This window comes from Pseudomonas sp. B21-028, assembly GCF_024749045.1.
In the GTDB taxonomy this organism is placed as follows: domain Bacteria; phylum Pseudomonadota; class Gammaproteobacteria; order Pseudomonadales; family Pseudomonadaceae; genus Aquipseudomonas.
The window spans coordinates 5,425,601-5,440,244 of sequence record NZ_CP087184.1 but is presented as its reverse complement, the minus strand read 5'-3'; the positions used below and the strand labels follow the sequence as shown (position 1 = coordinate 5,440,244).

Annotated in this window: 13 protein-coding genes and 2 tRNA genes; 5 read left to right on the top strand and 10 right to left on the bottom strand. The window is 59.8% G+C overall.

What is annotated here, in order from left to right:
* Positions 1-70: 70 nt before the first annotated feature.
* Both LOY35_RS23495 and LOY35_RS23490 read right to left on the bottom strand, forming a co-directional pair.
* A tRNA-Met gene (locus LOY35_RS23495) sits at positions 71-147 on the bottom strand.
* A 103-nt stretch (positions 148-250) separates the two neighbouring features.
* Positions 251-2,308, bottom strand: a complete 2,058-nt coding sequence (locus tag LOY35_RS23490; protein ID WP_258627749.1) for a methyl-accepting chemotaxis protein — start codon at positions 2,306-2,308, stop codon at positions 251-253.
* A 546-nt stretch (positions 2,309-2,854) separates the two neighbouring features.
* Here LOY35_RS23490 and LOY35_RS23485 point away from each other — a divergent pair.
* The gene (locus LOY35_RS23485; protein ID WP_258627747.1) at positions 2,855-4,426 is read left to right on the top strand and encodes a TerC family protein; all 1,572 of its coding nucleotides are present in this window, start codon (positions 2,855-2,857) and stop codon (positions 4,424-4,426) included.
* Here the strand turns inward: LOY35_RS23485 and gcvA are convergent.
* Complete coding sequence (gcvA, locus tag LOY35_RS23480) at positions 4,308-5,273, bottom strand: transcriptional regulator GcvA (RefSeq protein ID WP_258627745.1); 966 nt, start codon at positions 5,271-5,273, stop codon at positions 4,308-4,310. The genes LOY35_RS23485 and gcvA overlap by 119 nt on opposite strands.
* 95 nt (positions 5,274-5,368) lie before the next feature.
* Between gcvA and LOY35_RS23475 the strand changes: the two genes are divergently transcribed.
* The 4 genes from LOY35_RS23475 to LOY35_RS23460 all read left to right on the top strand — a co-directional run bounded on the left by LOY35_RS23475 (position 5,369) and on the right by LOY35_RS23460 (position 9,409).
* A complete protein-coding gene (locus LOY35_RS23475; RefSeq protein ID WP_258627743.1) occupies positions 5,369-5,977 on the top strand; it encodes a LysE family translocator in 609 nt (202 codons plus the stop codon).
* Positions 5,978-6,044: 67 nt separating this feature from the next.
* Positions 6,045-6,488, top strand: a complete 444-nt coding sequence (locus LOY35_RS23470; RefSeq protein ID WP_258627741.1) for a DUF3592 domain-containing protein — start codon at positions 6,045-6,047, stop codon at positions 6,486-6,488.
* Positions 6,489-6,490: 2 nt separating this feature from the next.
* Entirely contained in the window at positions 6,491-7,075 is a 585-nt protein-coding gene (locus LOY35_RS23465) for a hypothetical protein (protein ID WP_258627737.1), read from the top strand.
* A 270-nt stretch (positions 7,076-7,345) separates the two neighbouring features.
* A complete protein-coding gene (locus tag LOY35_RS23460; protein WP_258627735.1) occupies positions 7,346-9,409 on the top strand; it encodes a calcium-binding protein in 2,064 nt (687 codons plus the stop codon).
* Between the two features lie 51 nt (positions 9,410-9,460).
* Here LOY35_RS23460 and ychF read toward each other — a convergent pair whose 3' ends face one another.
* From ychF to lolB, 7 genes are all read right to left on the bottom strand, one after another.
* On the bottom strand, positions 9,461-10,561 hold the full coding sequence (ychF, locus tag LOY35_RS23455) for a redox-regulated ATPase YchF (RefSeq protein WP_258627734.1): 1,101 nt from the start codon (positions 10,559-10,561) through the stop codon (positions 9,461-9,463).
* Positions 10,562-10,582: 21 nt separating this feature from the next.
* The gene (gene pth / locus LOY35_RS23450; protein ID WP_024778155.1) at positions 10,583-11,167 is read right to left on the bottom strand and encodes an aminoacyl-tRNA hydrolase; all 585 of its coding nucleotides are present in this window, start codon (positions 11,165-11,167) and stop codon (positions 10,583-10,585) included.
* 161 nt (positions 11,168-11,328) lie between these two features.
* Positions 11,329-11,931, bottom strand: a complete 603-nt coding sequence (locus LOY35_RS23445) for a 50S ribosomal protein L25/general stress protein Ctc (RefSeq protein WP_258627732.1) — start codon at positions 11,929-11,931, stop codon at positions 11,329-11,331.
* Positions 11,932-12,068: 137 nt separating this feature from the next.
* Positions 12,069-13,010, bottom strand: coding sequence for a ribose-phosphate pyrophosphokinase (locus LOY35_RS23440; RefSeq protein WP_003205529.1), 942 nt, complete (start codon positions 13,008-13,010; stop codon positions 12,069-12,071).
* Positions 13,011-13,057: 47 nt separating this feature from the next.
* Positions 13,058-13,132 (bottom strand) — tRNA-Gln (locus LOY35_RS23435).
* A 37-nt stretch (positions 13,133-13,169) separates the two neighbouring features.
* Positions 13,170-14,021, bottom strand: coding sequence for a 4-(cytidine 5'-diphospho)-2-C-methyl-D-erythritol kinase (gene ispE / locus LOY35_RS23430; RefSeq protein ID WP_258627730.1), 852 nt, complete (start codon positions 14,019-14,021; stop codon positions 13,170-13,172).
* A gap of 1 nt (position 14,022) precedes the next feature.
* The gene (gene lolB / locus LOY35_RS23425; protein WP_258627729.1) at positions 14,023-14,640 is read right to left on the bottom strand and encodes a lipoprotein insertase outer membrane protein LolB; all 618 of its coding nucleotides are present in this window, start codon (positions 14,638-14,640) and stop codon (positions 14,023-14,025) included.
* Between the last annotated feature and the right edge of the window lie 4 nt (positions 14,641-14,644).

Here is a 14,644-nt window from a genome sequence, read left to right as displayed (position 1 = left end):
AGAAAGCCCGCACTAGGCGGGCTTCTTGAGGTGATTCATAGACTGCTGTAGACATCTATGGATCGGTACTTGGTGGCTACACAGGGACTTGAACCCCGGACCCCAGCATTATGAATGCTATGCTCTAACCAACTGAGCTATGTAGCCAAGTGGCGCGCATTATTCGCCGGTAGCGAGGATGTGTCAAGCGTAAATCTGAAATATTTCTCTGCGCTTTCAACCGCTTAACCTTCCTCGCCACAAATGCCCCTCAACCGAGTTGAAATCTCCCGGTATTGGCACTTAGCGCCTGGCTTCCCTGGCTCAGGGTATCCGCTGCCAGGTTCACTGCCCGTGCACCGTCCAGCAAGCGCATGGCGGCTTGATCGACCTGCTGGATATTGCCACTGACCTCGTCCGCGGTACTGGCCTGTTCGTCCACTGCGGTGGCGATCTGCGCCAGGGTATCGGTAACGCTTTGCACGGCGCTGGCGATTTCTCCCAGGCGCTCGCCCAGGCTGGTGACGGCCAGCGCGTCGGTCTGTGCTTGCTCGCAAGCGGCTTCCATCAGGCTGACCGCTTCATTGACCGTAGCGCGCAGGCTGTCGACCGTGCCTGCAATCTGCTGGGTGGAAGATTGGGTACGCTGCGACAGGCTGCGGACCTCATCGGCCACCACGGCGAAACCGCGGCCCTGTTCCCCGGCGCGGGCCGCTTCGATGGCAGCGTTGAGGGCCAGCAGGTTGGTCTGCTCGGCCACGCCACGGATGGTGTCGACCACCAATTGGATCTGTTGTCCCTGTTCGCTTACGCGGCCCAATGCGGCGGCGGTGTCGTTGAGGCGTTGATTGAGCTGCTGAATGCTCGCGGTGGTGCGTTGGCTGTCGCGGCTGCTGTCGGCGGCGATGCGCCGGGTCTGCTGGGCGCTGTCGGACGCCTGCTCACAGCTTTTTGCCACGCCTTGAGAGGTTGCGGCCAGTTGCGTTGCCGCGGCGGCGATCTGGCTGATTTGCATCTGTTGGGCTTCGACTTCGCCCAGGGCGCCGCTGGAATGGGTGTTGAGGGTGCGCACGGCATTGCTCACTTGCGACGTCTCATGGTCGACCCCCAGCAGGCTGTTGCGCAGTTGCACCACGGCGACGTTGAGGGCGGTGCTGATTGCCGCCAATTCGTCGTGTCCCTGCACAGGCACTTGCAAGCTGAGATTGCCGTCACGCAGGGCTTCGGCCAGCAAGGTGATGCCGCTGGCGCTACGACGAATGGACGCTTGCAGACAGACAAACAGGTAGAGCGCCGCCAACAGCAGGCAACCCAGTACCGTCGCCACCAGCGTGAACTGGCGGATCGCCGTGGCGTGATAGTGGTTCAACCGTGTATCCAGGGCCGCCAGGGATTGCTGGCGCAGGGCGGCCAGATCGGACAGCAGGGCGTCCAGGTGTTTCTCGAAGTCTTCCGGCTTGAGGTTGATGGAGCCGCCGAACACGCCTTCATCCAGCACTTTCAGCTCGGCATCCAGATGCTTGAGACTTCCTTGGTATTGACCGGCCCAGGTTTGCAGATCGCTGGGCAGGCGTGCTTCCAGGAGCCCGCCAGTCTTGAGCAATTGATCCCGGGCGTCGCCGATGCGGCTGCGCAGGTCCCGCAACTGCAGGCGGCTCTGCAGGGTGAACTGGCCCGACACCACGGAGGCCTGTCCAACGCTGGCCAGGCGCCCGACCCGTTCGATCAGTTCGGGGGTCTGCTGGGTCGAGATCTGGGTCAGCAGATAGGTTTCGAGCCAAGAGGCGAGGGTCAGGCGATTGTCCATCACGATCTGCTCACGCAGGGCTTGCAATGAACTGAGGGCGGCGGTGAAACGGTCATAACCGTCCGGCCACCAGCCCACGGCGCCCAGGCTTTTCGAGTCCAGGCCCTTGAGGCTGGTCTGCAAGGCTTGGTAGCGGGCGAGGATGTCGGCTTCGGCGCCCTCGGCCTGCAAGGTGGCGTTCAAATCATCGGCAGCCTGGTTGAGGGCCGGTTGCACGGCATCGAAAGCCGCCATCGCGGCGATGGTGGCAGGCGTGGGCTGCCGATTGGTTTCCGTGGCACGCCACCGGGCGGCGCGGTTGCGCTGGGCGGTGAGCAGGTTGTCCAGGTTGTCCAGGGCCAGCAACTGGCGGACCCCGGCACGTTCCCCGGAAATCAGACTGAGCTGATCGCGATAGTCCTGACCGATGATCCACAGGCTGCCCATGAGTGGCAGGATGAAGAGCAGGAACAACAGCTGGAATTTACCGGCGAAGCCGAAACGTCCCAATAAGCCGATGCCCGGTGATAGAAAAGCCTGCATGCCCATACTCCCCTGAACACCCTCGCACTATTTTTGTGCGTTTCTACACAAATGCCGAAACAGGTGTTCTTTTAAAAGGCCTCGAAAGTTCGCTCTGGTTCGCTCTGTACGCGGGCTCTGTAGCGAAACTTCCCATTCTCGGTCCCCTTTGTAAGGGGCCGCGTTATAGCGATAAATAAGGCAAGATTCAGACCATGGCGTTGCGCTATCACCTTGTAAGCGGACATTTTTCAAGGCGGATAACAACAAAGCCAAGGGGATCGTTGCTGCACCAAGAAATGGCACGGTGCTGGGCCTGGCCGCGTGCCCTTCCGCAAAAAGTATCAAGTGTGAAGACTCAGGGCGAACCGCGCAGCTTCACCTCAGGCGCCTTGTCAGATCCTGTAATGATTCGTTTCGCATGAAGCATCCGGAATTTCTGTAGGATTTTTATCCCAAATTACTTTCAGGTCGATATGAACACCCCCATGGAGCCCCCCAGTCGCTTTTCTCCTCTCATTCGCTGCATCCATCTGACGATCTCTTTCCGAGGGGGCGAATAACGCCATGGAATGGATCGTTGACCCCACGGCCTGGCTTGGCCTCCTGACGCTGATCGTGCTGGAGCTGGTGCTCGGCATCGACAACCTTGTCTTCATCGCGATACTGGCCGACAAACTTCCTCCAGAGCAGCGGGATCGCGCCCGTATCATCGGCCTGTCCCTGGCGCTGTTGATGCGTCTTGGCTTGCTGGCCAGCATCTCGTGGATGGTGACCCTGACCGAGCCGTTGTTCGAGGTCTTCGACAAGACGTTCTCGGGACGAGACCTGATCATGTTGTTCGGGGGTGTGTTCCTGTTGTTCAAGGCAACCATGGAGCTGCATGAGCGACTCGAAGGGCATGTAGCTCAGCGCACGGGTCACGCGGCCTACGCGATGTTCTGGCCAATCGTTGCGCAGATTGTGGTGCTGGATGCGGTGTTTTCGCTGGATGCCGTTATTACCGCCGTGGGGATGGTGGAGCACCTGTCGGTCATGATGATCGCGGTGATTTTCTCCATCGGCTTGATGATTATCGCGAGCAAGCCGCTGACCAGATTCGTCAACGGCCACCCTACGGTCATCATGCTCTGCCTGGGCTTCCTGATGATGATCGGTTTCAGCCTCACCGCGGAGGGCCTGGGTTTCCACATTCCGAAAGGTTATCTCTACGCCGCGATAGGCTTCTCGATCCTGATCGAACTGTTCAACCAGTTGGCTCGCTCGCGCCGCAAGAAGAGCCTGCAGGGTCATCGTCCCATGCGCCAACGCACCGCCCATGCGGTGATGCGTTTGTTGGGCGGCCAGCCGTTGGGCGCCGACGAGGTGGGTGAAGAGATCGCCGACATGCTCTCAAGCGATGAAGCCGAACCGGCATTCGACCGCCGCGAACGCGTCATGATCAGCGGCGTGCTTCAGTTGGCGGAACGCCCGATACGCGGGGTCATGACCCCGCGTGCGGAAATCGACCACCTCGATCTGGCCGAGGCTCCAGATGTGGTCCGAACGAGGCTGATGCACTCGTCGTACTCCAGGTTGCCGTTGATTCGCAATGGTCAGGTCGATGAGCCGTTGGGTTTCGTCCACAAGAAGGAGCTGCTCAAGGAACTGTTGGCGGGGCACGAGCCAGATCTGGAAGCCATGGCCCGCAAGGCAATCAACTTGCTGGACAGTTTCACGATTCTCAATGCGCTGGAACAGATGCGTAAGGAATCGACGCACATCGCTTTTGTGGTGAACGAGTTCGGTGATTTCGTGGGACTGCTCACCATGACCGACATTCTCGAATCCATCGCCGGTGAGCTGCCCGATGCCAGTGAAATCGAAGGCCCGAATGTCGTGGCCCAGGAGGGCGGCTTTCTCATCAACGGTGCGCTGAACCTCAGCCAGATCCGCGAGCAGACGGGCTTCCAGGCGCAAGCCACCGAGGATTACCAGACACTCGCGGGATTGGTCATGAGCCTGCTGGATCGCTTGCCGGTCATTGGCGATGAACTCCGCTGGCAGACCTGGAGCCTGCGAGTGGTAGAGGTCCAGGAGCGTCGGGTGACGAGGGTGTTGTTGCGTCCTGATGGATATGAGACCGCATCCAGTCGATAAACACCTGGGTCTCAGCCGCTGCGTCCTGGGAGACGCCGTAGTAATAACGGATCAGCGGCAGGCGCAAGGAAGGAAACGGGCAGGTCAGCCGCCCTGTGGATAAGTCCCTGCCCAGCAATGAGGCCGGACACAGGGCGACACCCAGGCCATCGACGGCGGCTTGCAACACCAGGTGCATGTGGTCGAATTGCAGGGTCGGTTGGGTTCGCAATTGAGCGATGCCTGCCTGCTTGGTCCAGTCCTGCCAGTCGCTGCTGCGGGTTCTGCCGGTCAGCAGCGTGTGCTGGAGCAGATCGTTGGGGTTGTCCAGCGGCTGGCTTTGCAGCAAGGACGGGGCGGCGACCAGTATCAGGTGATCTTCCAGCAACGCATGGGGTTGAACGTTGGCTGACCATCCGGACTGCCCGCGGCGAATCACGACGTCGAATGCTTCGCGCGACAGATCTGGTGGCCGGGTGCTGGTGATTACTTCAGGGTGGATATCCGGATACTGCGCCATGAAATCCGGCAATCGCGGGATCAGCCAGCGTACAGCGAAGGATGGGCGCACATTGATCGTCACTTTGCGCCGCGAAGCGCTCCGGGTCAGGGCGGTCGCGGCGTTGGCAATCTGTGCAAGGGCCATGCTGACCTGTTCGTAAAACGTCTGGCCGGCCGGCGTCAGCACGGACTGGCGGGTGCGACGTTCGAAAAGCAGCACCCCCAGGTGTTCTTCGAGCAGCTTGATATGCCGGCTGACAGCGCTGTGGCTGACATGCAGTTCTTCGGCCGCACGGCTGAAACTCTGATGGCGAGCGGCAGCGGCGAAAGCACGCACGGCGTTCAAGGGCGGGAGGTCGGCAATCATGTGTCTAATTTAGTCACATCAGGGGCGTAATTAAAGCGTTTGTCAGCGATGCCCCTTCATACCACTCTGGGCACCACTTGCTTTGGAGTGATTTCATGGTTAATTACGGATTGTTTCTGATGCTGGCTACCCTGACCGTGCTCAGCCCAGGCCCGGGGGTGGTGCTGACGATCTCCAACGCCTTGCGCCATGGCTGGACCGGTTCGTTTCCCGGTATCTTCGGCATCGCGTTGGGGGCGTTTGTCGTGGCGGGTATTTCCGCTACCAGCGTCGGGTTGATCCTCGCCGCGTCATCCACCGCGTTCACCATTCTCAAATATGTCGGCGCACTGTACCTGTTGTACCTTGGGGTGAAGATGTGGCGTACGAGGCGTTTCATCCCGGAACTCAACGTCACGTCGCCGCGTCCGTGGCGCCGATTCGGCGAAGCGCTGTCGATCCAGCTATTGAATCCCAAGGCGGGTTTCTTCTTTCTCGCGGTATTCCCGCAGTTCATCAAGCCGGGGGACAGCTACTACAGTCAGTTTTTCCTGCTGGTGTCTTCCTATGGCTTGCTTGTCGTACTGGTTCACACCGGCTATGCGCTCATGGCCAACCGTGCAAGAGGCTGGCTCTCCACGAACAGGGGCGCAGGGATCGTCGGCAAGTTATCAGGCATCACCTTTTTCTGTTTTGGTGTATTGATGGCTTCCGCGAGCAAATGAGCGGACTCGGATAAAGCTTCTTGCTATTCTGACGTCCCTCTTTCATGGACGAATACTGAGACCCTCCATGGCTAACGACACTTCGTCATCCATCGGGAAGATACTGCGGGCACTGCTGTTTGCCCTGATCGGTATCGGCCTGTTGAGCATTGCCGTTCATCTCACCCTTGATCGACGCGAATTCCTCGCTCATGCACAGACCGCCGATGGCGTCGTCAGCCGCTTGAATGCCGGTGGCTCGCATCCCGAGATTGCCTTTACCACCGGCAATGGTGAAAAGATTTCCTACCCGCAGGGCGGTTTTATCTTCGGCTATCGGCAGGATCAGTCGGTGCGTGTGCATTACCTGCCCGAACGGGCGGCGGGCAGCGCCATCGTCGATGACCCGGCCGCACTGTGGGGCACCTCCGGTGTATTGGGTTGCATCGGCCTGGTGTTCGCCATTGTCGGTTTGTTGGGAATCATCCGTCAGCGTGGTCGCGGTGCGGCTCATTCACATAAAGGATCTTGAACATGAGTTACAACATCCCGATCCCGGTCAACGAAAGTCGCTGGCAGTACCAGACCGCCAGCGGCGGCGGCCTGACCGTGGTGATGGTGGCGGGCAGTGGCGGTTCGATCATCTTGCGTTCGCCCCAGGGCGAGGACGTCAGCTACCGTTACGGCGGCGTTGGGGTTGGAGCCGGATTTGGCGCGCGGCTGCCGCGTTTCGGCAAGATCAATATCCAGATCAAAGGCAAGAGCGTGGGTGGGGCCGCGGCGGCGGAGGCTTTCCCGAGTACCGGCAAGGTGTTTGTCAGCGATGCCCTGGTCGAGCGTGACCTGACCAGCGACGACATCACCGGGCCGTGCATGTACACCGAAGTGGGGGCGGGCCTGGTGGTTGGCGGTTCGGCCACGGCGTTGCTGTTCGGGCTTGATCCCAAATTGCTGGCGTTGTCGGTGGCGCTGAGCGCCAGCCCCGCGACCATGATGGCCGCCAGCATCGTCAACCGGCAACTGGTGCAGTCGGCCAAAGGGGCCCTGGTGATGGCGGGCATGAACGCTGGCGTGCAGGCCGGTGGTGGGGCGGCGATCTATATTGGCTACCTGTTTTAGCCAGTTATGAAGAACCTGTGGGAGCGAGCCTGCTCGCGATAGCGGTGGGTCAGGTGGCATTGATGCCGACTGTTGCTTCGCTATCGCGAGCAGGCTCGCTCCCACGGGGATAGTGCTCGTGTCGAGCCACTGCAGAGTCCCTGGGCCTATGAAAAAGCCGCGAATCAACGCGGCTTTTTCATGCCTTCAAGAAGCCGCCCGTCGTGCGCTGCTGGCAGCGACTTGCCGCTCTACTACAGTGACGGATCCACCCTCTTAAAGGATTAAGACATGGCAACTACCGATAGCACGACGGCAAGTACCCATTCCGTGAGAAGTGGCCCGGGCACCGTCCAGATCGATCTCACCGGCCAATCCGACGAAAACCAAAGCATCGTTATCCAGCCGGACGGCAAGATACTGGTCGGGGGGTATACCGAATATCTGGCATGGGGTTACCCCGGGGCACCAGGCGAAGAAAGCTACGGCTACGAACAGAACCATTCCGTTATCCGCCTGAACGCGGATGGTAGCCTGGACACCAGCTTCCATGACGGTGGCGTCGATATCATACCCGCCGCGATAGCCCCGGCGTCGCGCTATGAGCTGACGGCCGTGCAGCCCGATGGCAAGGTGCTTATCGCCGTCGCGCAGAACACCAGCGTACAGGTGGAGCGCTTCAACAGCGATGGGACGCGGGATGCTACTTTTGGTCAAAACGGCGTCATCACCGTCGGCATCAGCCATGAGTTCAAGGACATCGACCTGACGGCCAATGCGGATGGCACATTCCAGATCAGCGCCCGCGGGTTTGATCAGGCCACTGTTTCCTGGATCGGCAATGACGGCACCTTCGTCGATGGCTTTGGCGAGAATGGCGTGCTGAGTGTCGCCATTCCCGAAGACGCCTACTACAACGGCGGGATTTCCACCGCAGTGCAGGCAGATGGAGGCGTTGTGGTCGGGGCTGCGTACAATGCCGCCGATGCAGGGGAGCCGACATACGCCCTGCAGCGTTTCAACCCCGACGGTCAGTTGGATACCCATTTCGGCAACGACGGTGTCCTTTACCTGAGCCCTGCCATGGGGTTTGGCGAAGACTCGGTGATCAGCCTGCAAACGGACGGCAAGATCGTCGTGATGGGCCATGGCGAAGGCGACACCTTGGCCACCGTGGTGCGGCTGAACGTCGACGGCTCCTTCGACAACACCTTTGGCGCCAATGGCGCGGTCACCTTCGAGGCCGGCACGCCTGTGGCTCTGACGGTACAAGCCGATGGCAAGATCGTCGCTGCCGGCACGAATAACGGGGATTTCAGCGTCATCCGCTTGAACGCGGATGGCAGTTTAGACACCCGCTTCGGCAGCCAGGACGGCAAGCTCCATGTGGACGGATACGCCGGCGAGGAAATCCTGCAAGGTACCGATGCCGCCGAAATCATCCATGGCCTGGCCGGTGATGACGTGCTTCAAGGCAACGGTGGGCGCGACGTTTTGCAAGGTGGCGCTGGCGCCGACATCTTCCGCTTTAGCGAACTGAGCGACAGCTTCCGCACCGATACGCAAAACAGCAGCGATCGAATCCAGGACTTCGACGCCTCCCACGACCGCATCGACCTGATTGCCCTGGGCTTCACCGGAATCGGCGACGGCCATGACGGCACCTTGGCCATCCAGGCCAGCGCAGATGGCACGCGCACCTACCTCAAGAGTTACGACGCCGATGCCTCCGGGCAACGCTTCGAACTGGCCCTGGACGGCGATTGGGTAGCTCAGTTGAACAGCACCAACCTGGTGTTCACCGCGCCCACGGTAGAGGGAGCGTCTGGCAAAGATACGATCACCGGTACTGCCTTGTCGGAAATCGTCCATGGCCTGGACGGCAACGACCGTATCAACGGCGGCGCTGGAGCGGATGTCATCATCGGTGGCAGGGGCGCCGATCGCCTTAACGGCGGGGACAGGGCCGACATCTCGTTGTGGACCGATAACCATCAGAACGATGACGTGTTTCGCTATACCTCTACCGAGGACAGCTATCGTACTGACAGCCAGAGCTTTGCCGACCTGATCGAGGGCTTCACGGTTGACGACAGGATCGATGTATCGGCGCTGGGTTATACCGGCTTCGGAGAGGGTACGGATAATACGCTGAAGGTGGTCTACAACGAGGCGTTGGACCGGACGTACCTGACGGATGTGGAAGCAGACGCCCAGGGTCACTGGTTTCAGATCGGGCTTGCCGGGGACTGGCGGGAAAGCCTCGACGAAGATCACATGATCTTTGCTCCCGATGCCGGGATAGGATTGGTCGGGGTAGCGTCAGAGGTCGATCCAGGACATCTGTTGTCCTGATGCCCGTGGAGGAGGTCGCGTGGCAGTGGGGAGCTGCCACGCGACAAACCGTCAGACGTTGAAGCGGAAGTGCATCACGTCGCCGTCCTTGACGATGTATTCCTTGCCTTCCAGGCGCCATTTACCGGCTTCCTTGGCACCGGCTTCACCCTTGTACTGGATGAAGTCGTTGTAGGCGATCACCTCGGCACGGATGAAGCCCTTTTCGAAGTCGGTGTGGATCACGCCGGCGGCTTGCGGGGCGGTGGCGCCGACGCGCACTGTCCAGGCGCGGACTTCCTCGACACCGGCGGTGAAGTAGGTCTGCAGGTGAAGCATTTCATAGCCGGCGCGGATCACGCGGTTCAGGCCAGGCTCTTCCAGGCCCAGGGCCTCGAGGAACATGTCTTTCTCTTCGCCGTCGTCCAGCTCGGCGATCTCCGCTTCGATCTTGTTGCAGACCGGAACCACCATGGCACCTTCTTCTTCGGCGATGGCCTTGACCACGTCCAGGTGCGGGTTGTTCTCGAAACCGTCTTCAGCGACGTTGGCGATGTACATGACCGGCTTGGTGGTCAGCAGGTGGAAGCCCTTGATCACCAGCTTCTCATCGTTGCTCATGTTCTTCATCAGGCTGCGCGCAGGCTTGCCTTCGGTGAAGTGGGCGATCAATTGCTCCAGCAGGCCTTTCTGGACCACTGCGTCCTTGTCGCCACCCTTGGCGTTGCGGGCGACTTTCTGCAGTTGCTTTTCGCAGCTGTCGAGGTCGGCAAAGATCAGTTCCAGGTCGATGATCTCGATGTCGCGCTTCGGGTCGACGCTGTTGGAGACGTGAATCACGTTCTCGTCTTCAAAGCAGCGCACCACGTGGGCGATGGCGTCGGTTTCACGGATGTTGGCCAGGAACTTGTTGCCCAGGCCTTCGCCTTTCGAGGCGCCGGCAACGAGGCCCGCGATGTCGACGAACTCCATGGTGGTCGGCAGGATGCGCTTGGGGTTGACGATGGCCGCCAGTGCGTCCAGGCGCGAATCCGGCATCGGCACGATACCGCTGTTCGGCTCGATGGTGCAGAAGGGGAAGTTCTCGGCCGCGATACCGGATTTGGTCAGGGCGTTGAACAGGGTGGACTTGCCGACGTTAGGCAGACCGACGATGCCGCAATTGAATCCCATGGTGTTTCCCCTCGGTAAGAGTCAGGCCTTCTGGCTGTGCAGGTTTTTCATCGCGCGGTTCCATTCACCGGCGAGAATATCCGGCAGCACGCCGAGGGCAAAGTCGATGCTGGCATCGAGTTTTTCCTGTTCGGCGCGAGGCGCGCGACCCAGGACAAAATTTGAAACCATGCTGGCTACGCCCGGGTGGCCGATGCCAAGCCGCAGACGGTAAAAGGTATTCTGATTACCCAGCTGCGCGATGATGTCGCGCAACCCGTTGTGACCGCCATGGCCGCCGCCCTGCTTGAGCTTGGCAACGCCCGGAGGCAGGTCGAGTTCGTCGTGGGCCACCAGGATTTCTTCAGGCTTGATGCGGAAGAAACCAGCCAATGCCGCCACGGCCTGGCCGCTGCGGTTCATGTAGGTGGTGGGAATCAACAGGCGAACATCCTGACCTTGATGCGAGAAGCGCCCGGTCAGGCCGAAATACTTGCGATCGGCCGCCAGGCTGACGCCTTGTGCGTGCGCGATGCGCTCAACAAAAAGGGCCCCTGCGTTATGCCGGGTCTGTTCGTATTCGGTGCCTGGATTTCCCAGGCCAACGATCAGTTTGATGGCAGTCACGATAGGGGCCCTTCCTGGAGTGTGGACAACGTCGCGATCAGACCTAGCGACAGTGGACGAACAATGCGGATCTACCGTTAAGTAAACTTCGCGTTCCCGCCCGCTGTCTCGCTACGTTCCAGTCCGCGATGTTTTCCGGTCACTCCGGCGACAGAGTGAAATTACTCTGCAGCGCCTTCTTCGGTAGCTTCTGGAGCAACACGTGGAGCGTGGACGTTGGCAACAGCCTTGTCATCACCGTGTGCCAGGGCAACGAACTCAACGCCTTTAGGGGCCTTGAGGTCAGACAGGTGAATGATCGTGCCGATTTCGGCGTCAGCCAGGTCGACTTCGATGAATTCAGGCAGGTCTTTCGGCAGGCAGGAAATTTCCAGCTCGGAAGTCACGTGCGAGATTTCGCCGCCTTTCTTGACCGGGGCAGCTTCGTTGATGAAGTGCACTGGAACGGTAGCGGTCAGTTTCTGGCCAGCCACGACGCGAATGAAGTCGGCGTGCATGATGAACTGCTTGGCCGGGTGACGCTGCATCGCTTTAACGATGACGTTCTGCTTCTTGCCATCAACGTTCAGTTCGATTACGTGGCTGAAAGCAGCCTCGTCTTCGAACAGCTTGGCCACTTCTTTGGCCAGCATGGTGATGGACTCAGGGGCCTTGTCACCACCGTATACAACGGCAGGAACCTGGCTGGCGAGACGACGCAGGCGGCGGCTCGCACCTTTCCCCAGGTCGGTACGCGCTTGGGCGTTCAGGATGAAATCAGTCATTTTGTATCTCCAAAATAGCCATTCCGGGTGACGTCTGCGACCGACGTCAAAGCGGATGGGCAAAAAAGCCCCGCCCCAACATGATTGTTGGGGCGGGGCGCTTTTCGTCAACGGGATGTCATGTAAGGGCAGGGCCCTTAGCGGAACATCGCGCTGATCGATTCTTCATTGCTGATGCGGCGAACCGCCTCGGCAACCACCGGTGCGATATCCAGTTGACGGATACGTACACAGGCTTGTGCGGCAGCGGACAGCGGGATGGTGTTGGTCACCACCAGCTCGTCCAGCACGGAATTTTCAATGTTTTCGATTGCCCGACCCGACAGCACAGGGTGAGTGCAGTAGGCAAAGACCTTGGCAGCGCCATGCTCTTTCAGGGCCTTGGCCGCGTGGCACAGGGTGCCGGCGGTGTCGACCATGTCGTCAACCAGGATACAGGTACGCCCTTCGACGTCACCGATGATATGCATCACTTCGGAGTGATTGGCTTTCTCACGGCGTTTGTCGATGATGCCCAGATCCACGCCCAGGGATTTGGCAACTGCCCGTGCACGCACGACGCCACCAATGTCCGGGGACACGATCATCAGGTTCTCGAAGCGCTGATCTTCAATGTCATCCACCAGGACTGGGGAGCCGTAGATGTTGTCCACGGGAATATCGAAGAAGCCCTGGATCTGGTCAGCATGCAGGTCAACCGTGAGGACACGATCGATGCCGACGACGGTGAGCATGTCAGCCACGACTTTCGCGCTGATAGCCACACGCGCGGAACGCGGACGGCGATCCTGGCGGGCATAACCAAAGTAGGGAATAACAGCAGTGATACGAGTAGCCGAGGAACGGCGGAAGGCATCAGCCATCACGACGAGTTCCATCAGGTTATCGTTGGTCGGAGCGCAAGTCGGCTGAATAATGAAGACGTCTTTACCGCGAACGTTTTCATTGATCTCGGCAGTGATTTCGCCGTCGGAGAACTTACCGACAGAAATGTCACCGAGAGGGATATGCAGCTGACGTACGACACGCCGAGCCAGATCGGGGTTAGCGTTCCCCGTAAAGACCATCATCTTGGACACGCGCAGTACCTGAAGGCTGAGGGTATACCTGGATGAGTATAGGAAAATGGCAGGGGCGGCTGGATTCGAACCAACGCATGGCAGGATCAAAACCTGCTGCCTTACCGCTTGGCGACGCCCCTGTATCTGTTGCTGCGAGTGCCCAGCACTCGATTCCTTTTAGAGCAGACTTTGCAGCTTGCGATGCAACATCGAAACGTTGCTTCCTTTCGCTACAAACCCTGTAAGGGTCTCTGTCAGAAGGGCCGAGACTTTATCAGCTTCAGCTTTGCTTGGGAAGCCCCCAAACACACAACTTCCAGTTCCGGTGAGTTTTGCTTCGGTAAATTTACCTAACAAATTCAATGCGTTACGAACATCTGGATAACGCCTTGCTACCACCGGTAAGCAGTCATTTCGACTGTTTCCCTTGGGAACGGGGCGCACTTTAATGGGCGGAGAGTTACGTGTCAACAGTGGATCTGAAAAAATTTCTGCTGTACTTACAGAGACTTGCGGCACCAGTACCAGGTACCAGGGTTCTTCGGGCTCGACGGGGGTGAGTTTCTCCCCGACGCCCTCGGCAAAAGCCGCGTGGCCACGCACGAAAACCGGCACGTCGGCCCCTAGCGTCAGGCCCAGCGCCGCCAGGCGATCAGCGTCCCAGTCGAGCTGCCACAGATGATTGAGCCCGAGCAGGGTCGTCGCTGCATTCGAGCTGCCACCGCCGATACCGCCGCCCATGGGCAGGATCTTTTCGATCCAGATGTCGATACCCAGCGCACAACCGGATTGCTCCTGGAGTTTTTTTGCGGCCTTGACGATCAGATTGCTGTCGTGGGGAACGCCTGCGAACTCGGTGTGCAGGCGAATGACACCGTCCTCGCGCACCGCGAAGGTGATTTCATCGCCGTAGTCCAGGAACTGGAAAATCGTCTGCAGCTCGTGATAACCGTCCGGACGACGCCCCAGGATGTGCAACATCAGGTTGAGCTTGGCCGGGGAGGGCAGGGTCAGGCGCGCAGCGGTCATGTCATTGCCCCAGTTTGCGCGGCTGCCATTGCTTGATCACCAGCGTGACATCCAGATCGCTGCCATGCAGCTTGATTCGTTCGGGCAGCCAGTAGCCATTCTGCTGGGCATAGCTGAGGTATTCGATCTGCCAGTCGTCCTGCTCCAGATTGGACAGGCGGCTGTCGGCGTCCAGGGTCAGGCGGCTCTTGCTGTCCGGTGCCGGCAACCCGCGCACCCACCAGGTCAAGTGGGAGACCGGCAATTTCCAGCCCAGTTGCTCTTCCAGCAAGGCTTCGGGCGTGGGGGCTTCGTAGCGGCCCTGGTTGGCGACTTCCAGCGAAACCTGCCCCGGCCGACCGGTCAGGCGCGCCGCGCCGCGCCCCAGCGGGCCGGACAGGCGGATGTCGTAGTAGTCCTGGCGTTGCAGCCAGAACAGCGTCCCACTGCCCGAATCCTTTGGCGCACGGATGCCGATCTTGCCGTCGATCTGCCAGCCGTCGAGGCTGCTCAGTTGAGCCTTGTGCTCCCGCCACTGGGCCGGGTTGCCGTGGCCCTGGACGGATTCGCGGGTGCCGAAGCCCGTACAGCCGGCGAGCAGGGCGATGAAGCTGAAAACGATGAAGTGGCGCAAAAGCATGATC

Coding starts and splice junctions, on each gene's coding strand:
- ychF (WP_258627734.1), bottom strand. CDS start 10,561: ATGGGATTCAATTGCGGCATCGTCGGTCTGCCTAACGTCGGCAAGTCC.
- LOY35_RS23445 (WP_258627732.1), bottom strand. CDS start 11,931: ATGACTGATTTCATCCTGAACGCCCAAGCGCGTACCGACCTGGGGAAA.
- LOY35_RS23470 (WP_258627741.1), top strand. CDS start 6,045: ATGGCTAACGACACTTCGTCATCCATCGGGAAGATACTGCGGGCACTG.
- ispE (WP_258627730.1), bottom strand. CDS start 14,021: ATGACCGCTGCGCGCCTGACCCTGCCCTCCCCGGCCAAGCTCAACCTG.
- LOY35_RS23485 (WP_258627747.1), top strand. CDS start 2,855: ATGGAATGGATCGTTGACCCCACGGCCTGGCTTGGCCTCCTGACGCTG.
- LOY35_RS23460 (WP_258627735.1), top strand. CDS start 7,346: ATGGCAACTACCGATAGCACGACGGCAAGTACCCATTCCGTGAGAAGT.
- gcvA (WP_258627745.1), bottom strand. CDS start 5,273: ATGATTGCCGACCTCCCGCCCTTGAACGCCGTGCGTGCTTTCGCCGCT.
- lolB (WP_258627729.1), bottom strand. CDS start 14,640: ATGCTTTTGCGCCACTTCATCGTTTTCAGCTTCATCGCCCTGCTCGCC.
- LOY35_RS23475 (WP_258627743.1), top strand. CDS start 5,369: ATGGTTAATTACGGATTGTTTCTGATGCTGGCTACCCTGACCGTGCTC.
- LOY35_RS23465 (WP_258627737.1), top strand. CDS start 6,491: ATGAGTTACAACATCCCGATCCCGGTCAACGAAAGTCGCTGGCAGTAC.
- LOY35_RS23490 (WP_258627749.1), bottom strand. CDS start 2,308: ATGCAGGCTTTTCTATCACCGGGCATCGGCTTATTGGGACGTTTCGGC.